Annotated in this window: 18 protein-coding genes; 12 read left to right on the forward strand and 6 right to left on the reverse strand. The window is 66.6% G+C overall.

Annotated features, from left to right (window positions below; all coding sequences use genetic code 11):
* The 3 genes from G568_RS20505 to G568_RS0109115 all read left to right on the forward strand — a co-directional run.
* Positions 1 to 621 (forward strand): hypothetical protein (locus G568_RS20505; protein WP_026757730.1); only part of this gene is annotated, 621 nt, incomplete at its 5' end.
* 259 nt (positions 622 to 880) lie between these two features.
* Positions 881 to 1900, forward strand: coding sequence for a tRNA dihydrouridine(20/20a) synthase DusA (gene dusA / locus G568_RS0109110; RefSeq protein WP_281168998.1), 1020 nt, complete (start codon positions 881 to 883; stop codon positions 1898 to 1900).
* Between the two features lie 55 nt (positions 1901 to 1955).
* Positions 1956 to 2780 carry a sulfite exporter TauE/SafE family protein gene (locus tag G568_RS0109115; protein ID WP_026757732.1) on the forward strand — a complete coding sequence of 275 codons (825 nt, stop codon included), beginning with the start codon at positions 1956 to 1958 and terminating at the stop codon, positions 2778 to 2780.
* A gap of 223 nt (positions 2781 to 3003) precedes the next feature.
* Here the strand turns inward: G568_RS0109115 and kdsA are convergent, their stop codons facing one another.
* The 5 genes from kdsA to ccmI form a co-directional block, all read right to left on the reverse strand.
* Complete coding sequence (kdsA, locus tag G568_RS0109120; protein WP_037373953.1) at positions 3004 to 3855, reverse strand: 3-deoxy-8-phosphooctulonate synthase; 852 nt, start codon at positions 3853 to 3855, stop codon at positions 3004 to 3006.
* 39 nt (positions 3856 to 3894) lie between these two features.
* Positions 3895 to 4875 (reverse strand): KpsF/GutQ family sugar-phosphate isomerase, encoded by a 981-nt coding sequence (locus tag G568_RS0109125; RefSeq protein WP_051202896.1) that lies wholly within the window; start codon positions 4873 to 4875, stop codon positions 3895 to 3897.
* A gap of 126 nt (positions 4876 to 5001) precedes the next feature.
* Positions 5002 to 5238: a DUF1289 domain-containing protein gene (locus tag G568_RS0109130; protein ID WP_026757735.1), complete on the reverse strand. Its 237-nt coding sequence runs from the start codon at positions 5236 to 5238 to the stop codon at positions 5002 to 5004.
* On the reverse strand, positions 5238 to 5711 hold the full coding sequence (ruvX, locus tag G568_RS0109135) for a Holliday junction resolvase RuvX (protein ID WP_026757736.1): 474 nt from the start codon (positions 5709 to 5711) through the stop codon (positions 5238 to 5240). Before ruvX ends, G568_RS0109130 begins: the two co-directional genes overlap by 1 nt.
* 11 nt (positions 5712 to 5722) lie before the next feature.
* On the reverse strand, positions 5723 to 6958 hold the full coding sequence (gene ccmI / locus G568_RS0109140) for a c-type cytochrome biogenesis protein CcmI (protein ID WP_026757737.1): 1236 nt from the start codon (positions 6956 to 6958) through the stop codon (positions 5723 to 5725).
* A gap of 194 nt (positions 6959 to 7152) precedes the next feature.
* On the opposite strand from ccmI, the gene G568_RS0109145 reads away from it, so the two are divergent.
* The 7 genes from G568_RS0109145 (at position 7153) to rarD (ending at position 14942) form a co-directional block, all read left to right on the forward strand.
* A complete protein-coding gene (locus G568_RS0109145; RefSeq protein ID WP_026757738.1) occupies positions 7153 to 8397 on the forward strand; it encodes a sarcosine oxidase subunit beta family protein in 1245 nt (414 codons plus the stop codon).
* 73 nt (positions 8398 to 8470) lie between these two features.
* Complete coding sequence (locus G568_RS0109150) at positions 8471 to 8812, forward strand: sarcosine oxidase subunit delta (protein ID WP_026757739.1); 342 nt, start codon at positions 8471 to 8473, stop codon at positions 8810 to 8812.
* 85 nt (positions 8813 to 8897) lie between these two features.
* Positions 8898 to 11918 (forward strand): sarcosine oxidase subunit alpha family protein, encoded by a 3021-nt coding sequence (locus G568_RS0109155; RefSeq protein ID WP_026757740.1) that lies wholly within the window; start codon positions 8898 to 8900, stop codon positions 11916 to 11918.
* Positions 11911 to 12492 (forward strand): sarcosine oxidase subunit gamma, encoded by a 582-nt coding sequence (locus G568_RS0109160; RefSeq protein ID WP_026757741.1) that lies wholly within the window; start codon positions 11911 to 11913, stop codon positions 12490 to 12492. Before G568_RS0109155 ends, G568_RS0109160 begins: the two co-directional genes overlap by 8 nt.
* A 127-nt stretch (positions 12493 to 12619) precedes the next feature.
* A complete protein-coding gene (locus G568_RS0109165) occupies positions 12620 to 13219 on the forward strand; it encodes a superoxide dismutase (protein ID WP_026757742.1) in 600 nt (199 codons plus the stop codon).
* A 245-nt stretch (positions 13220 to 13464) separates the two neighbouring features.
* The gene (locus tag G568_RS0109170) at positions 13465 to 13923 is read left to right on the forward strand and encodes a host attachment family protein (RefSeq protein WP_310701859.1); all 459 of its coding nucleotides are present in this window, start codon (positions 13465 to 13467) and stop codon (positions 13921 to 13923) included.
* Positions 13924 to 14015: 92 nt separating this feature from the next.
* The gene (gene rarD, locus G568_RS0109175) at positions 14016 to 14942 is read left to right on the forward strand and encodes an EamA family transporter RarD (protein ID WP_026757744.1); all 927 of its coding nucleotides are present in this window, start codon (positions 14016 to 14018) and stop codon (positions 14940 to 14942) included.
* Here the strand turns inward: rarD and G568_RS0109180 are convergent.
* Positions 14858 to 15454 carry an LOG family protein gene (locus tag G568_RS0109180; RefSeq protein ID WP_026757745.1) on the reverse strand — a complete coding sequence of 199 codons (597 nt, stop codon included), beginning with the start codon at positions 15452 to 15454 and terminating at the stop codon, positions 14858 to 14860. The genes rarD and G568_RS0109180 overlap by 85 nt on opposite strands.
* 103 nt (positions 15455 to 15557) lie before the next feature.
* Here G568_RS0109180 and G568_RS18615 point away from each other — a divergent pair, with 103 nt between their 5' ends.
* Together G568_RS18615 and G568_RS0109190 are read left to right on the forward strand one after the other, a co-directional pair.
* Positions 15558 to 17414 (forward strand): LysM peptidoglycan-binding domain-containing protein, encoded by a 1857-nt coding sequence (locus G568_RS18615; protein WP_037373956.1) that lies wholly within the window; start codon positions 15558 to 15560, stop codon positions 17412 to 17414.
* 90 nt (positions 17415 to 17504) lie between these two features.
* Positions 17505 to 19319, forward strand: a complete 1815-nt coding sequence (locus G568_RS0109190) for an ABCB family ABC transporter ATP-binding protein/permease (RefSeq protein WP_026757746.1) — start codon at positions 17505 to 17507, stop codon at positions 19317 to 19319.
* Positions 19320 to 19415: the final 96 nt, after the last annotated feature.

A 19415-nucleotide genomic window follows, 5' to 3' on the forward strand; every position in this document is an offset into this window, starting at 1 on the left:
CTTTACGAGGTGCGCTACGTGCTCGATGAGGGTCACCGCACGCTGGCGTCGCAGCCCATCGAAGTGACGGAACCCGAGGTGACCCTGACCGCGCCCGAGAAGATCCGGGCTGGGGATTCCCTGAGCATCACATGGACCGGCACGGTGTCGGGCAGCGACTACATCACCATCGTGCCCATGGGCGCGGACGAGGGCACGCGAAAGACCCATTTCCGCGTGCGTGGCAAGAGCGAGGACGCGTTGACCGCGCCCAAGCAGTCCGGCCTCTACGAGGTGCGCTACGTGCTGGACGAGGGCCATCGCACACTGGCCCGTCAGCCGGTCGAGGTTCTGGCCGAGGATGCCGCCCTGCAAAGCGGTGCCACGCTCAAGGCGCCCGAGAGCGCCGCCGCCGGCGAAACGATCGAAGTGAGCTGGAGCACGAGCCAGGAGAGCGCCGATCAACGCATTACGCTGGCGCACGCCAACCAGGCGATCTTTACCTGGGTTTCGGCAATCAAGGTCGAAGGCAAATCGCCGGTCAAGATCACCATGCCGGATGAGCCTGGCGCCTACGAGTTGAGGTTTCTCGATGTCTCGGGGCAGAAGGTCCTGGCCCGAAACATCATCCGGGTGAAGTGACCGCATCGAGTGGCCCGGCAAAGGGTGTGATGCCCCGAAAACCAGCGCGCGTTTGCGCGCTGGCCGGATCTGCGGGTGTTCGCCGCGCCATTTGACCGGCGCTGTCATCCTTGCGTTTGCGCGCGGTAATCGCGCCAATGGTTGCGTCCTACATCGGGACATGGGATTCCTATTTGGTACGAACTACCAGATCCAGTGTCGAAAGCGGCGTTCCCGGTACAGAACGATCGGGAACAAGGCAGAGCTGAGGGGATTGCAAGTGTCTGAAAAAAAGAAGGTACACGATATACCAAGGGCCTCTCGACTCTCCATTGCACCCATGATGGATTGGACCGACAGGCATTGCCGGTACTTCCATCGCCTGTTGTCGCGCCAAAGTCTGCTTTACACCGAGATGGTGACCGCGCCTGCCTTGGTGCGCGGCGGTGCGATGCATCTGTTGGAGTTCGATCCGGCGGAACACCCCGTCGCCCTGCAGCTTGGTGGCTCGGACCCGCAAGAGTTGGCGCAGGCGGCCCGGTTGGGGGCGGATGCCGGGTATGACGAGATCAACCTCAACTGTGGTTGCCCGTCTGACCGGGTTCAATCCGGCACGTTCGGGGCGGTGCTGATGAAGGATTCCGCCCTGGTGAGCGAATGCGTCGCGGCGATGATCGAGGCCTCCGATGTGGAGGTGACCGTCAAGTGCCGGATCGGTGTTGATGATCAGGACCCCGCACATGTGCTGCCGGAGTTCCTGTCGCGTGTTGCCGCAGCGGGCTGTGGCCGCGTCATCATCCATGCGCGCAAGGCGTGGTTGCAAGGGCTTAGCCCCAAGGAAAACCGCGATGTGCCACCCCTGGATCATGATCTGGTCCTGCGGATGAAGGCGCTTTTCCCGGGGCTGCACATCTCGATCAACGGCGGCATCACATCGCTTGACCAGGCACGCGGTTTTCTGGACGCGGGGCTTGATGGGGTCATGGTGGGGCGCGCGGCGTATCACCACCCCGCCGAGATACTGTGCGCGGCGGACAGGGTGATTTTCGGTGCCGCCAGTGATAGTGACCCGGTCGAGGTCGCGCGCGCGATGATCCCGTATATCAACGCCCATATCGCTGCCGGCGGGCGTCTGCACCAGGTCACGCGGCACATGCTGGGCCTGTTCGCGGGGCGTCCCGGCGCGCGGGCGTGGCGGCGGATCCTGTCCGAAGGGGCGCATCGGCCGGATGCCGGGCCCGAGCTGTTGGAACAGGGGTTGGAGCAGATCGAACTGGCCCCCGGGGCGACGGCGGTGTAAGGCTGCGCGCGACCATACACAACCACGGGAGCCGCGCCGCATGACCACCATACCGATGCCCGAGACGACGTTGCTGTTGCAGATGCTGGCGATGCTGATGGTGATCGGCGGCTTTGCCGGGGTGCTGGCCGGGTTGCTGGGCGTGGGCGGGGGGATCGTGCTGGTGCCGGCGTTCTTCTACGCGTTCAAGACGCTGGGATATGACGGCCCGCAACTGATGCAGATATGTTTGGCCACGTCGCTGGCCACGATCATCGTGACATCCGTCAGATCGGTGTTGAGCCATAATCGCAAGGGGGCGGTGGATTGGGCCATCCTGCGGGGCTGGGCGCCGGGGATCGCGGTGGGGGCCGTGATGGGCGTGCTGGTGGCGGCATCGCTGCGGTCGGTCACGTTGCAGGGCATATTTGGTGTGCTGGGCCTTGTCATCGGGGCGTATCTTGGGCTTGGCCGCAGTCATTGGCGCCTTGGCCAAGCCATGCCCGGGGGCCTGCGACGGGTGATTTTGTCGCCCTTGATGGGCTTCATGTCGGTGCTGATGGGGATCGGCGGGGGCAGTTTCGGCGTGCCCTTGATGAGCCTTTACAACACGCCGATTCACCGCGCCGTGGCGACGGCGGCGGGGTTTGGCGTGTTGATCGCGGTGCCGTCCGTCGCGGGCTTTTTGCTGCTTGAAATAGACCCGGCGTTCCGGCCGCCTTTCACCGTGGGGGCGGTCAACCTGGTGGCGTTTGGCGTGACCATCGCGATGACGCTGATCACCGCGCCGTGGGGCGTTCGTCTGGCGCATGCGATGGACCCGAAGCCACTCAAACGGGTGTTCGCGGTGTTCCTGACATTGGTCGCTTTGAACATGTTGCGCAAGGCTCTGGGCTGGTAGTTAACGATTGGCGCTTGCGCCGAAACGGACGGTTGCGCGCCTGAACCGCACGGTTCGTACGGTTTCGCAGCGCCGTTAACCGCCCGGCAACCCGCGCCGCGCTATCACCATCTGCAGGCCGCCCGAATCATGGAACTGGGCGCAGGCGGATGGAGGCATGATGTTGGGGCTTGCCCATAGGGCGATGCGACGGGGGCGAGGCTGGCCGCGCGGGGCAGGGCGGTCAGCCTTGCGCTTGCTCTTCCTGCTCGGCCTGCTTGGTCAGATCGTCAAGCGCGCGCAGCCGGGTCAGCAGCGCGGGCATGTCGGCCAACGGCACCATGTTCGGCCCGTCGGATGGGGCGGTATCGGGGTCATCGTGGGTTTCGATGAACAGCCCCGCGCAGCCAACCGCCAACGCCGCGCGCGCCAGCGGCGCCACGAATTGCCGCTGCCCGCCCGATGCGGTGCCCTGCCCACCGGGCAGTTGTACCGAATGGGTGGCGTCAAAGATCACCGGGTAGCCGGTTTCGGCCATGATCGGCAGCGCGCGCATGTCCGACACCAGCATGTTGTATCCAAAGCTTGCGCCGCGTTCGCACAGCATGATCGATTGGTTGCCGGTCGAGGCGAGTTTAGATGCGACATTGGCCATGTCCCAAGGGGCAAGGAACTGCCCCTTCTTGACGTTGATGGCGCGGCCCGTCTCGCCCGCCGCCAGCAGCAGATCGGTTTGGCGGCTGAGGAAGGCGGGGATTTGCAGCACGTCGCAGACCTGCGCCGCGCGGGCGCATTGGCCGGCCTCGTGGACATCGGTCAGGACGGGGCAGCCAAACTCGTCGCGGATGCGGTGCAGGTGGTCCAGGCCCCGCTCGATCCCGATCCCGCGCTCGCCCGAAAGCGACGAGCGGTTGGCCTTGTCGTAGCTGGCCTTGAAGATGAACGGGATCGACAGCCGCTCGCACGTCTCTGCCAGCGCGCCCGCGATCCGGCGCGCGTGATCGAGCGTTTCCATCTGGCACGGCCCCGAGATCAGCGCGAAGGGCAGCGCATTGGAAATGCGGGTGGTCTCGGTGACGGCGACGGTGTGGGGCATCGGGCAGGGTTCCATTCTTGGGCCGCAAGCGGGCACGGGTCAGGCGACGCCGACACGCAGGCAATCGTGGATGTGCAACACGCCGCACAATTGATTATCGTCATCGACGACCAGCAGCGCGCCGATCTTGTTGGTGTTCATGATGTGCAGCGCCTCGGAAATCAACATCTCGGGCTTTGCGACACGCGGGTTGCGGGTGGCTACCTGTCCGGCGGACAGATCCAGCAACCCGGTCAGGTTGCGCCGCAAATCGCCATCGGTGATGACACCGATCAGCGCGCCACCGTCGGTCACCGCGACGATGCCGAAGCCCTTGGCGCTCATCTCGACCAGGGTGTCGCCCATCGGGGTGTCGGCGGTAACGATCGGCAGGCTGTCGCCGCCATGCATCACGTCGCCCACGCGCATGAACTGCGCGCCCAGCTTGCCGCCGGGGTGAAAGACGTGGAACGCATCCGCTGCGAAACCGCGCTGCGCCATCAGCGCCACGGCGATCGCATCGCCGAGCGCCAGCGCCGCCGTGGTCGAGGTGGTGGGCGCCATGCCGATGGTGCAGGCCTCGGGCAGGTCGGGCAGGATCAGCGACACCTCGGATTGCCGGCCCAGGGTGCTTTGGGGGTTTTTCGTAAGCGAAATCAGTGGGATACCAAAGCGCCGCGTGTATTGCATCAGGTCGAACAACTCGCGCGTCTCGCCCGAGTTCGACAGCAGCAGGCAAACATCTGCGCCGGTGACCATGCCCAGATCGCCATGGCTGGCCTCGCCCGGATGCAGGAACAGCGCCGGCGTGCCGGTCGAGGCAAGCGTCGCCGCGATCTTGCGCGCGACATGGCCGGATTTTCCCATGCCAGACACCACCACGCGCCCCTCCGACGCCAGGATCAGCGCGATCGCGCGGACAAGGCCGGTGGGCGGGTCATCGGCCATCGCCATAAGCGCGCTTGCCTCGGTGCGCAGTACGCGCGCGGCGCTGGCCAGCACCTCGTTGCGGTCCAGCGCCGTGGTCGGGGTATCAGTCATTCGCGGTTCTGCCCTCTTCTTGCCGCCCCGGGGGCGTCCGTGTTGCGCGCGGCCCACTATGCCCCCCGGGGCACGCGATGCTCAAGGGCTGAATAGCAGGCGGGCGCGCGGCGGCGGCAATGGCGCTCAGTCCTGGCGCTTGAGGCGGGCGGCGCGGCCGCCGCGGCGCTTGCGCAGAAGGGGGGCGCGGCCGGGCAGTTCGGCCATGACGGCGCGGCGCTCATGTGGTGGCATCGCGGACCAGCGCGCGATCTCGTCGATGCTGCGCAGGCAGCCGGTGCATAGCCGCGTCTGCGGATGGATCACGCAGACCTTGATGCAGGGGCTTTCGACCTCGTCGCGTTTCCAGATCTCGTCGCTCATCATGCGCCCTTCATGTAGCGGAGGCGGTCCAGCACTCCTTGAAGGATATAGGACGCGGCGACGTGGTCGATCACCTCGGCGCGACGCTTTCGTGTCGTATCCGCCTCGAGCAGGGCGCGCTCGGCCGCGACGGTGGACAGGCGCTCGTCCCAGAACCCGATCGGCAGGTCGGTCAGCCGCGACAGGTTGCGGGCAAAGGCGCGTGTCGATTGGCAGCGGGGGCCCTCGCTTCCGTCCATGTTGCGCGGCAGGCCCAGGACCAGGCCGGCAATTCCGCGGGCCTGCGCCAGCTCCAGCAGCCGCGCGGCGTCCAGGCCGAACTTGCGCCGACGGATGGTTTCCAGGGGGCTGGCCACGCTGCGACCCAGATCGGTAACGGCGAGGCCTATGGTCTTGTCGCCCAGGTCCAGCCCCATCAGGGCACCCATGGGCGGCAGGGCGGCGGCGAACTCCTCGATCTCGTCATGGATCATCGCGGGCCCCGTCAGTCCAGCACGCCGGCGCGCCCGGCGGCATTGCGGACCTGGGCCAGCGCCTCGGGCCGTTCGGCGAAGACTTGTTGCGCCTCGGCCCAGATGCTGCGCGCCTTCTCGGTCTCGCCCAGCACCCCGTAGGCGCCGATCAGGCGGGCCCATTCGGCGGCGCTTCCGCCCTCGGTCGCAAGGCGATCGGACAGGCCTTCGACCATGTTGCGGATCATCTGCTGGCGGTCCTCGGCGCTCATGTCGCCGGCCGCTTGCATGTCTTCCGCAGTCGGGCCCTTGAGCGCACCGGCCGCGGGGGCAGGGGCGGGCGCGGTGTATTCGACCCCGGCGCGCTGCGCCACCTGTTCGATCTGGTCGCGGATCGGCGCGATCCAGGGGGCGTCGGCGGGTCCCTCTTCCAAGAGCGCGCGCCAGACGCTGAAGGTGCGGTCGGGGCGGCCGGTCTGCGCCGCCATCAGGCCCATGTAATAGCGCGCCGCGCCGTTCGATGGATCGCGCCGCAGCGCCGCCAGCAGGGCCTTTTCCGCCTCGGGCGAGACATAGCCCTGCGCCGCGATGATCAGCAATTCGGCATAATCGGCGTACTCGGTGGCGGTGGCCGCGTCACCGCGCAGCGCCAGCAGCTTTTCCTGCGCCTCGTAGGCGGCGGTGAAGTTGCCCATGTTCGCCTCGTTGCGCACCAGCAGTTGCAGACCTCGCGCGTCGTCGGGGCGGTTGGCCACGGCCTCGCGCAGCTTGTCCATCAGGGCGGCAAACTCGGGCGCCACCTCGGGCGGCATGCGGGCGGGCTGTTCGGCCTCCACCTCGGCCTGCGAGGGGCGGTTTTCGCGGGCGTCTTCGGCGGCGACGAGGCGTTTTTGCAGGCCCATGTCGGGATAGCCCGGCGCGCCCAGCCATTGATAAAGGCCCACTGAGCCGCCCAGCAACACCACCGCGGTCAGCGCGATGGCAATGCGGCCGCCGGTGCGGGGCTGATCCTGTCCGGTCTCGGCCTGTTGCAGCGCCGCGTCGGCGGCAAGGATACGGCGCGACACCTCGGCGCGGGCGCGTTCGGCGTCGGCCTTGGCAACGGCGCCGCGCGCCAGGTCGCGGTCGATCTCGCGCAGCTGATCGCGATACACCTTCAGGTCATAGGCGGCAGGCGGCACGTCGCCCGCGCGTCCGCGCAGCAGCGCCAGCGCCAGAATTGCCGCGACAGCCAGTGCCAGCGCACCCGTGATGATCCAGAACAGCATCGGCGTCTCCTCGAATTGGTCCCTCCCCCATGTAGCCATCCGGGCCACCGCGCAAAAGGGCAAACTGTCGCGACCCGCACCACATGTCGCAACCACGCCCCAATGTGACGTTTCAAAACAGGGGCGCGGCGCGGCTTGGGTGCAGATAGCAGGGGCAGCGTTGCCTGCGACCGGATTCGAGGCGAGGGGGCCCCATGAGACGATATTCAGCCTTTGCCATCGCGCGCGAAGCGGCGCGCTATCACAGCGGTTGGGGCAAGGCATGGTCCAGCCCCGAACCGAAGAAGAAATACGACGTCATCATCGTCGGCGCGGGCGGTCACGGGTTGGCGACGGCGTTCTACCTGGGGCGCAATTTCGGCATCACCAACGTGGCGGTGATCGAAAAGGGCTGGCTGGGCGGCGGCAACACGGGCCGCAACACCACGATCATCCGCTCGAACTACCTGCAGGACCCGTCGGCGGCGATCTACGAGAAGTCCCGCTCGCTCTACGAGACGATGAGCCAGGACCTGAACTATAACGTGATGTTCTCGCCGCGCGGCGTGATGATGCTGGCGCAGACGCAGGCCGAGGTGCGCGGCTACCTGCGCACGGCGCAGGCCAACGCGCTGCAAGGGGTAAGCACGCGGTTCATTCAACCCGCCGAGGTCAAGAAACTGGTGCCGATCATCAACCTTGACGGGCCGCGCTACCCGGTGCTGGGCGCGCTGTGGCAGGATCGCGCCGGCACCGCGCGCCACGATGCGGTGGCGTGGGGTTACGCGCGGGCGTGCTCGGACATGGGGATGGACATCATCCAGCAATGCGAAGTGACCGCCGTGCGCCGCGAGGGCGGGCGCGTGGTGGGCGTGGACACCACCAAGGGCGCGATCGACTGCGATAAGCTGGGCATCGTGGTGGCCGGAAACTCGGGCGTGATGGCCGAGAGGGCCGGCTTCCGCCTGCCGATTGAGAGCGTCGCGCTGCAGGCGCTGGTGTCCGAGCCGATCAAGCCCTGCATGGACGTGGTGGTGATGGCCAACACGGTGCACGGCTACATGAGCCAGTCGGACAAGGGCGAAATGGTGATCGGCGGCGGCGCGGACGGCTTCAACAACTACACGCAGCGCGGATCGTTCCATCATATCGAGGAAACCGTGCGCGCATTGGTCGAGACGTTCCCGATGGTCTCGCGCCTCAAGATGCTGCGCCAATGGGGCGGTATCGTGGATATGACCGGCGACCGCTCGCCGATCCTGTCCAAGACGCCCGTCGAGGGGGTGTTCATCAATGGCGGCTGGGGCACCGGCGGGTTCAAGGCGACGCCGGGATCGGGCTGGGCCATGGCCGAGCTGATGGCCAAGGGCCACTCGCCGCTGACCGACGAGTTTTCGATGTGGCGCTTCAAGGAAGGCAAGTTCATCGATGAGAGCGTCGCCGCGGGGGTGGCTCACTGATGCGGTTTGAATATCCAACCCCCGCCCGCAGCCCCGGCGCGGCGCGCGGGACCATGATCAAGGGAGCCATGCCATGCTAATCCTCCACTGCCCCTATTGCGGCGTCATGGCCGATGAAACCGAATTGCACGGTGGCGGTGAGGCGCACCTGACGCGCCACGGACCCGGTTCTTCGGACGAGGACTTCCACGACTACCTGTTCGCCAAGGAAAACCCCCGCGGCGTGCATTTTGAGCGCTGGCGCCACGTTCAGGGCTGCGGCAAGTGGTTCCACGCCGCGCGCGACACCGCCACGCTCGAGGTGTTCGGCACCTACCCGGCGCAAACCACCGAGCCACCCAAGGCCATCCGCAAGGCGATCACCGCCAAGCGACCCGGCTGGACGTGGCGCGGCTTCTCAGACCCTGCCAAATGAGGCTTCTTCTGGCAGGAAATATCCTCGGGGGGTCCGGGGGGCAGACAGCCCCCCGGCCGCTCGAAGCCAACACGAGGACCCGAGCATGAGCACACGACTCGCAACAGGCGGCCGCCTTCTCGACAAGGGCCGGCAGGTGTCGTTCACTTTCAACGGCAAGCGCATGACGGGCTGTGCCGGCGATACGCTGGCTTCGGCGCTGCTGGCCAATGACCAGGTGATGATGGGCCGCTCGTTCAAGTATCACCGCCCGCGCGGCGTGGTCGCCAGCGGCGCGGAAGAGCCGAACGCGCTGGTGGGTCTGGGCACAGGCGCGCGGTTCGAGCCGAACCAGCGCGCCACCACGACCGAGCTGTTCGAGGGCCTGAGCGCCGCGTCGCAGAACCACTGGCCAAGCCTTGATTACGACATCGGCGCGGTCAACCAGGCTTTTGCCCGGTTCCTGCCGGCGGGGTTCTATTACAAGATGTTCATGTTCCCGCGCGTGTTCTGGAAACATGTCTACGAGCCGTTCATCCGCCAATCCGCGGGCCTTGGCAAGGCGCCGGATGCCGAGACGCGCGATGCCGACACCTATGAGCATTTCCACGCCTACACCGATGTCCTTGTGATCGGCGGTGGTATCGCGGGCCTGCAGGCGGCGCTGGCGGCGGGCCGGTCTGGCGCGCGGGTCCTGGTGATGGAGCAGACGCCGCATTGGGGCGGGCGCGCGCCCGTCGATGGCGGCGAGGTGGACGGCAAACCGGCCGAGGCGTTCATCGACGCGGCGGTGGCCGAGTTGGAGGCGATGGACAACGTCACCTTGCGGCTGCGCTGCATGGGGGCGGGGGTTTATGACCACGGCTATGTCCTGGGCTACGAGCGGCTGAGCGATCACGCGCCGGGTGCGGACGGGCCGCGCCATCGCCTGTGGCGGGTGCGCGCGGGGCAGGTGATCACCGCGACCGGCGCGATCGAGCGGCCGCTGTCATTCGCCGGCAACGACGTGCCGGGGGTGATGCTGGCCTCGGCTTTGCGTGACTACGTGGTCAACTGGGGCGTGTCGGCGGGCGACCGGACGGTCGTCGTGACCAACAATGACGACGCTTACCGCACGGCGCTGGTGCTGCTGGATGCCGGGCTCAACGTGCCGCTGATACTGGATGCGCGCGCAGGCGGAGGCGGGGCGCTGGCCGATGAGGCGCGCGCGCGGGGTATCCGCGTGGAGACCGGAAAGGGAATTGCCAAGGTCAAGGGCCGCGCCCGCGTCACCGGCGTTGCGATCTGCGCGCAGGCGGGCGAGGGCGCGGTATTGGAAGAGGTGCCTTGCGACGCGGTGGCGATGTCGGGGGGCTGGTCGCCGGTGGTGCACCTGTGGTCGCATTGCGGCGGCAAGCTCAACTGGGACGACGCGCTGGCGATGTTCCGCCCCGACGCGGGCCGCGCCCCCACTGGCCATGACGGCGCGCCTTTTGTCGCCGCCTGCGGCGCCGCCAACGGCGAGTTCGGGCTGAATGCGATCCTGAAAGATGCCAACACCGCCGGGCAAACTGCGGCGCGCGCCACCGGCCACAAGCCGGGCCGCAAGGGCGCGCCCAAGGCCAGCGACGCCGGGGACGAGGCGCCGCTTGAGCAGGTGTGGCTGATGCCGCAGGGCGCCAATATCAAGCTACGGATGAAGGCGTGGCTGGATTACCAGAACGACGTGAAGGTGTCGGATGTGCAACTGGCCGCGCGCGAGGGCTATGAAAGCGTAGAGCACACCAAGCGCTATACCACGCTAGGGATGGCGACGGATCAGGGTAAGCTGAGCAATATCAACGGATTGGCGGTTCTTTCTAATGTATTGGGTCAACCGATACCGCAGGCCGGCACCACCACGTTCCGCCCGCCCTACACCCCGATCTCCATGGGCGCCATTGCCGGCGAGGCGCGCGGCGCGCTGTTCCAGCCGATCCGCCGCACCACCGTGCATGACTGGCACGAGGCGCAAAACGCCTACATGGAGCCGGTCGGCCATTGGCGGCGGCCCTACTGCTTTCCCAAGGCGGGCGAAAGCCACGAGGACGCCGTGCAGCGCGAGGTGCGCGCCACCCGCGACAGCCTTGGCCTGCTGGACGCCTCGACGCTGGGCAAGCTGATCGTCAAGGGGCCTGATGCGGGCCGGTTCATGGACATGATGTATACCAACATGATGTCCAACCTGGCGGTGGGAAAATGCCGCTATGGCCTGATGTGCAGCGAAAACGGGTTCCTGATGGATGACGGCGTGGTCGCGCGCCTGTCCGATGATACCTGGCTGTGCCACACCACCACCGGCGGGGCCGAGCGGGTGCATGCCCATATGGAGGAGTTCCTGCAAACCGAATGGTGGGATTGGCAGATCTTTGTCGCCAACGTGACCGAGCAATACGCACAGTTCGGCGTGGTTGGCCCCAATTCCCGCAAGGTGTTGGAAAAGCTGGGCGGTGTGGACCTGTCGAAAGAGGCGCTGGCGTTCATGCAATGGACCGAGGGCACGCTTGCGGGGATCGAAAGCCGTATCTTTCGTATATCTTTTTCCGGCGAATTGAGCTATGAAGTTGCGGTGCCGGCCAGCATGGGTCGCGCCTTCTGGAACAAGTTGCTGGAGGCGGGCAAAGAGTTTGGCGTGACCCCCTACGGCACCGAGGCCCTGCATATCATGCGGGCCGAGAAGGGCTTCATCATGATCGGGGACGAGACCGACGGCACGGTGATCCCGCAGGACCTTGGCCTGAACTGGGCGATATCCAAGAAGAAAGAGGATTACATCGGCAAGCGCGCGCAGGCGCGCAGCTACATGACCAACCCCGAGCGGTGGAAGCTGGTGGGTCTTGAGACCGTGGATGGCAGCGTGCTGCCCGATGGCGCCTATGCCGTGGGCGAGGGCGTCAATGCCAACGGTCAGCGCGTGGTGCAGGGGCGGGTGACGTCGACCTACCACTCCCCGACCCTGGAGCGGGGGATCGCCATGGGGCTGGTCCTGCACGGGCCCGACCGGATGGGCGAAGTGCTGGATTTCCCGCGGTTGGACGGCAGCATCGTGCAGGCAAAGATCGTCGATCATGTCTGGTTCGACAAGGACGGGGAGAAGCAGAATGTCTGAGGCGGCAAGCGCATTGAGCGGCGCGGCATACGAGGGTGGCCTGGTGCGGGTGGCCGATGCCGGTCTTCAGGGCATGGTCACGCTGCGCGGCGATCTGGAGGCGGAGGCGATCCGCGCGGCGGTGCGTGAGGCGTCGGGCTGCGACATGCCCGGCCAGCGCGCGATCACCGCTGAGGGCGATGCGGCGGTGGCGTGGATGGCGCCCGACGAGGTTCTGATTCTGGGGCCGCACGCACGCGCGGGTGACACCTGCGCGGCGCTTGAGGCGGCGTTGCAGGGGCAGCACCACCTGGCGGTGAACGTGTCGGACGCGCGGGCGCTGTTCACGGTGACGGGCGAGGATGCGGCGGTGCGCGAGGTATTGGCCAAGCTGGCGCCGGTGGACCTGTCGCCGGGGGCGTTCGGGCCGGGCGATTTCCGGCGCTCGCGGTTGGCGCAGGTGCCCGGCGCGTTCTGGATGCCGCAGGCAGGCGTAATGCGCGTGATCTGCTTTCGCTCGGTGGCGCAATACGTGTTCGATTTGCTATGCACCTCTGCGGCGCCGGGCAGCCGGGTGGGGTATTTCGAAGCCTGAGCCGACCGTCGGCGCCGCGCCGCTATTTGCCCGGTCCGTGGTCGGGCGGGGTTGACGCCCCGCTGCGGGCGGACCACTTATCCGGTACCAGACAATTTCAACGCACGAACAACGAGGGGGGCCTGATATGGCTTTTGAACTTCCTGATCTTCCCTATGCGCATGACGCCCTGGCAGACCTGGGCATGTCGCGCGAGACAATGGAATACCACCACGATATTCACCACAAGGCCTATGTCGATAACGGCAACAAGCTGATTTCTGGCACCGAATGGGAAGGCAAGCCCGTCGAAGAGATCATCAAGGGCACCTATGACAAGTCGGCCGTCGCGCAGAGCGGTATTTTCAACAACGCTAGCCAGCACTGGAACCACAGCCAGTTCTGGGAAATGATGGGGCCGGGCAAGACCGGGATGCCCGGTGAGCTGGAAAAGGCGCTGACCGAGGCGTTCGGCAGCGTTGACAAGTTCAAGGAGGACTTTGCCGCCGCGGGCGCCGGGCAGTTCGGCTCGGGCTGGGCGTGGCTGGTCAAGGATACGGATGGCAGCCTCAAGGTGACCAAGACGGAAAACGGGGTGAACCCGCTTTGCTTTGGTCAGACGGCACTGCTGGGATGCGATGTGTGGGAGCATTCCTATTACATCGATTTCCGCAACAAGCGGCCGGCCTACCTGCAGAATTTCCTGGAAAACCTGGTGAACTGGGAAAACGTGGCTGCGCGCATGTAAGCGCCGCGCGAATGCCGCGAGAGGATGGGACGCCCCGCTGCATGCCAGCGGGGCGTTTTTTTGTTTGGGCGCGCGGGAGTGGTGGGGGCTTTGCCCCCCGCCGCCCGGTGGGCGGCTCCCCCCAGGATATTTCGGGCCAGAAGAAGCCGGGGCGCGGAATATTGCGTTATTTGATCTGGATCGTTTTGCTGGCGGGCTGTTTTGTGGTTTCCTGAGTGCGTGTAATTGGAAACGATGGGAGATGGATGATGGCCAAACTCCAGAAGAAGGCGTGGGTTCTGGTGGCGGACGGTGAAAAGGCGCTGTTCATGCGCAACACCGCGGGGGCGGCGCATCCCGAGTTGGAGATCGTGCGCGTCGAGTCGCAGGAAAATCCGCGTCAGGGTGAGCAGACAGCCGACCGGCCCGGGCGCATGCCCGACAGCGGGGCGGGGCAGTTCTCGGCGATGGAGGAGCCCGACTGGCACCGGTTGGCCAAGGACAGGTTTGCCGCCGGGATTGCGGCCACGTTGAACCGCGAGGCGTTGAAAGGGGCGTTCGAAGAGATCGTCCTGGTCGCGCCGCCCAGGACGTTGGGCGAGTTGCGCGACCAGTTGCACGAGGCGGCGACGGCGCGCGTATGCGCGGAGATCCCCAAGACCCTGACCAATCATCCCCTGCCCGAGATCAAGCGCCGGGTGCTGGACGCGCTGGCGGAGCTGTAGCGCGCCAGCGGGAGCGTGAAATAGCCATTGTACCGCCCGCCGCTTTGCGGCAGCTATGCATTATACGTGCATAGGCTGAGGCGAGTGTGGTGATGAACGAGGCGGCCAAGGGCGTGGCGGCGATGGTGGCGGCCTGCACCATCTGGGGACTGTCGCCGCTTTATTACAAGATGTTGGCGCATATCCCGCCGATTGAGATCCTGGCGCATCGCACGCTGTGGTCGATGCTGTTCTTTGCCGGTGTTTTGCTGCTGCAAAGCCGGTTGGGGGAGTTGCGCCGCGCCCTTGGCGGGGTGCGCGCGGCGGTGATCATCGGGTTTGCGGCGCTGATGATCTCGACCAACTGGTTCATCTTCATCATGTCGATCCAGATCGGCAAGGCGACCGAGGCGTCGATGGGGTATTACCTGTTCCCGCTGGTGGCGGTGGTGATCGGCATGGTGGCGTTCGGTGAAAAGCTGGGTCGGGCGCAGGCCGTGGCGGTGGCGTTGGCGGCGATGGCGGTGGCGCTGTTGACCTATGGGCTTGGTGTGGCGCCTTGGATTGCGCTCATCTTATCTATTAGCTTTGGCATGTATGGCCTTGTAAAGAAATACATTTCGGTGGGGCCGGTTGTATCGGTCACGGGCGAGGTTCTGCTGCTGTCACCGATCGCGCTGCTGGTGTTGTGGATCGTTCACACCGGCGGCGATGGCGGCGGTGCGTTCGGCGCGTCTGTGTCTGACAGCGCGCTGCTGGCGTTTTCGGGGCCATTGACGGGCACGCCGCTGATCTTGTTTTCCTACGCCACGCGGCGGGTGCGCATGGCGACGGTCGGGTTGGTGCAATACCTCAACCCGACCTTGCAGTTCTTCTGCGCCGTGATCGTGTTCGGCGAGCCGTTCGGCACCTGGCACGCGGCTGCGTTTGCGTTGATCTGGACCGCTCTGGCGATCTATTCATTCACCGCGCTGCGGGCCGAAAGGGCGGCGCGTAGGGCGCGGGCCAGTTCCTCGGCGGTGGCGACGGGGGTGAGGTAGCCCATCAGCGACTCGTCGGCAAAGCCCTGGTCGATGACGTGGCGCAAAAGCGCCAGCAGCGGCTGCCAGTAGCCATCGGTATCGAGCAGGAAGATCGGCTTGGCGTGCAGGCCCAGTTGCCGCCATGTGAGCACCTCGAACAGTTCGTCCAGCGAGCCCGCGCCGCCGGGCAGCACCACGATGGCCTGCGCGTTCATGAACATCACCTTCTTGCGCTCGTGCATGGTTTCGGTGACGACGAAGCGCGACAGGTCCCGCTTGCCCACTTCGCGCTCAAGCAGGTGCACGGGGATCACGCCGAAGGTGTCGCCGCCGACGGCCTGGGCGCTGCGGGCGACGGCGCCCATCAGGCCGATATCGCCCGCGCCATAGACCAATTGCCACCCCGCCCCGGCGATGGCGCGGCCCAACTTCTGGGCCTCGCGTTCGAAGCTAGGGTTTGCGCCCGCGCGCGATCCGCAATAAACGCATACCGAGGGACGGGTCGGAGCGCGGGGTGTGGTATGTGTCATTGGGTCATCCGATATGTTGTCAAACGTGCTTTTGACCCCTGATAGCCCTGTTGATAAGGTCACTCAACCGCCGTGAACAAACGGCCGGAGGGAAGGGAAGCGAATGTTCGGAAAGGCAGGACTGGCGGGGGCACAATCCCTGACCATCAGCGGAATCGTGGTGGCGGGTGTTGCCGCGATCGGCGTCTATACCTTTGGCGGCTTCGGCGATGATCCCGCCCCGCAAGATCCTGTGTCGCAACAGGCCCCGGCCGAGGGGGACGGCGAAGCCACCCAAGACGATGAGCGCCCGCCCCAGGCGCGCGAGCAGAGCAAGGGCGCACCTTCCGTTGGGGATGCCGCGCCGGAGGGCACCGACAAGCCCGAGGCGAGCGCCCCGCGCCCGCCCAGTTTCGACACCGTGCGCGTGGCGCCGGACGGAACGGCGGTCATTGGCGGGCGCGGCGCCCCCGGTGCGACGCTTGAGGTGCTGCTGGATGACGAGGCGGTGTCGGACCTGGATATCGGTGCGGACGGGGCATTCGCCCAGATCCTGACGCTGGAGCCGTCGCAATCGCCGCGTGTCCTGAGCCTTGTGATGGAGCTGAACGGCGAAAGGATCCCGTCCGATGATGCCGTGATCGTCGCGCCCTTCGGCGCCGAGCCCGCGCCCGAGCCCAGCCCGGAGCGGGCACCCGATGCCACCGGCGATGACATGGTGGTTGCCGATGCGGGGGAACAGGACGCGCAGAGCGGAGAACCGGGGCCGGCCGAGACAACCGCGCCGCAACAGGATGCGCCCACCGAGGCTGACGCGGCCCCCAAGGCCGAGATCGCCGAGGCGCCGGAGGTTGAAACGGCCCAAGCCGTTGAGGCACCCGAGACGGACGGGCCGTCCGGTACGGAGCAGGCAGACGCCACGTCTGAGGAGGCGCCCCAGCAGGCAGACGCCGCGCCCACGACAACGCCAAAACCTGAGCCAGCGCCAGAGCCAGCGCCAGAGCCAGAGGCGCGGCAACTGGCCGATGCAGGCGAGGACGCGAAACCCGAAGTTGAGGATGCAACGGCAATGGACGCCGCCCGGGCACCCGGGGCAGATGGCACCCCCACCCGTGCCAAGGTCCCCGCCGCCGGGGCCGGGGTTCCGGCGCAATACATCGCGGCGGCCGGTATGGCGCCCGCGCAGGATGAGCCGTCCGCACCCGCGCCCGACGTGGCCGAAAGCGCACCCGCCGCCGCCACGCCGCCGCAGGCCGGGGAGGCGCAGGCGCCGGAGGTCTCGATCGCTGGCGATGACGGCGCGCCCGAAACCGCGCCCGAAACCGCGCCTGTGCCCGAGATGACCGCGCAGGCCGATGCCGCCGCCACGACGCCCGAGGCGCCCGCGGTCCTGTTGACGACGCGCGACGGGGTGCGCCTGATGCAGCCCTCGGGCGGCGGCGCGCAGACGCCCGAGGCGATGGCGCAGCTTTCGATTGACACGATCAGCTACTCCGACACCGGCGAGGTGCAGATCGCCGGCCGCGGCGAGGGGGAGCGCTTTGTCCGGGTCTACGTGGACAACGCGCCGATCACCACCTCGCGGATCGCGCCCGATGGCAACTGGAGCAGCACGCTGCCCAATGTCGATGCCGGGGTCTATACCCTGCGGGTGGACCAGATCGACGAGGCCGGCGAGGTGATGGAGCGGGTCGAGACGCCCTTCAAGCGCGAGGACAAGCAAAAGCTGGCGCGCGTGCTGGAGAAAACGACCAAAGGTGCCGCGGATGATGCCGCCCCGGCGGTGCGCCGCGTGGTGGTGCAGCGCGGCAATACCCTGTGGGGGATCGCGCGGCGCAACTACGGCGAGGGGATCTTGTACGTGCGGGTGTTCGACGCCAATCGCGACAAGATCCGCCATCCCGACCTGATCTATCCGGGGCAGGTGTTCACCGTGCCCGAGCCGGAGCAAGAGACCGAGCCCGAGTCAGAGCAGGAGTGATCGGCACAGGCGAACGCGGCGGCAAGGCTGGTCATCGGGGCGGCGGGGGGCTATCTGTGCCTCGCACTGTTCAACTTGAGAAAGCCCCCTATGCGCCGACTGACCCCGACCGATGCGTCGCTGACCGCTGATCAGGCCTCGGGCCTGCGCACGATCCGCCGCGTTGCCCCGTACCTTTGGCCCGACGATCAGCCGTGGGTCAAACGGCGCGTGGTACTGGCGCTTCTGGCGCTTCTGGCGTCCAAGGTGGTCGCGGTGACGACGCCGGTGATCTACAAGCACGCGGTCGATGCGCTCTCGGGGGAGGGGGTGCCGATGCTGGCGCTTGGCGCGGTCGGGCTGACCGTGGCCTATGGCATGGCGCGGATGATGACCAACGGGTTCCAGCAGTTGCGCGATGCGCTGTTCGCGGCGGTGGGGCAACGCGCGCTCAGGGCGCTGGCGCTTGAGACGTTCACGCATATCCACCGCCTGTCGCTGCGCTATCACCTGACGCGGCGCACCGGCGGCCTGAGCCGGGTGATCGAGCGCGGGGTCAAGGGCGTTGAGTTCCTCCTGCGCTTCCTGCTGCTGTCGATCGGGCCGCTGGTCCTGGAATTGCTGATGGTCGCCGGGATGCTGTTTTTCCTGTTCGATTTCAGTTACCTGGCTGTGGTGGGCGTGACCATCGCGATCTATGTCGCCTTTACCTTCAAGGTGACCGAATGGCGCGTGAAGCTGCGCCGCGAGATGAACACCCAGGATACCGAGGCCAATCAAAAGGCCATAGACAGCCTTCTTAACTTCGAGACGGTCAAGTATTTCGGCGCCGAGGCGCGCGAGGCGGCGCGCTATGACGCCTCGATGGGCCGCTACCAGGATGCCGCGCTCAAGACCGCCTATTCGCTGTCGATGCTGAATTTCGGGCAATCGTTCCTGATCACGGCGGGGTTGATCGTGGTGATGGTGATGGCGGCGACCGGCGTGCAGGCGGGCACGCTGACGGTGGGGGATTTCGTGATGGTCAACGCCTACATGATCCAGATCACCATGCCGCTCAATTTCCTGGGCTCGGTCTACCGCGAGATCCGGCAGGCGCTGGTCGATATGGGCGAGATGTTTGATCTGCTCGAACAACCCGTCGAGGTCAGCGACAAGCCGGGCGCGCGCCCGTTGCAGGTGCGGGGCGGCACGGTGGAATTCGACGATGTCGCCTTTGGCTACGAGGCCGAGCGCCCGATCCTGCGCGGCCTCAACCTGACGGTGCCCGCGGGGCGCAGCGTGGCCATCGTGGGGCCGTCTGGCTCGGGCAAGTCCACCATCGGGCGGCTTCTGTTCCGCTTCTACGATGTCGCCAGCGGCGCGATCCGCATCGACGGGCAGGACCTGCGCGATGTGACCCAAGACAGCCTTCATGACGCGATCGGCGTGGTGCCGCAGGACACGGTCCTGTTCAACGACACGATCCGCTACAACATCGCCTACGGCCGTGATGGCGCCACCGATGCGCAGGTCCACCAGGCCGCGCGCGCGGCGCAGATCCACGAATTCATCACCTCGCTGCCGCAGGGCTATGACACGCAGGTGGGCGAGCGGGGGCTGAAGCTGTCGGGCGGCGAGAAGCAGCGCGTCGGGATCGCGCGCGCGCTGCTCAAGAACCCGCCGATCCTGCTGCTCGATGAGGCGACCAGCGCGCTGGATACCGAGACCGAGCGCGAGATCCAGGACGCGCTCGACCGCGCCGCCGAAGGGCGCACGGTTCTGATGATCGCGCACCGCCTGTCCACGGTGGCCGGCGCCGATCACGTCATTGTCCTGGAGGAGGGCCGCATTGTCGAGGAAGGCACCCATAGCGATCTGTTGGCCCGCGGCGGGCGCTATCACACCCTTTGGCAGCGACAGCAGGCGCAACAGGGCGCCGCCTGAGCCAGATCCGCGCGCGGGCAGGGGGCGCTGCCCCATCGCCTGCGGCGATTCCCCCGGGATATTTTTGGCCAGAAGAAACCCCTGAAAGGGCCCTTT

It is taken from the genome of Sediminimonas qiaohouensis DSM 21189, assembly GCF_000423645.1.
Taxonomy (GTDB): domain Bacteria; phylum Pseudomonadota; class Alphaproteobacteria; order Rhodobacterales; family Rhodobacteraceae; genus Sediminimonas; species Sediminimonas qiaohouensis.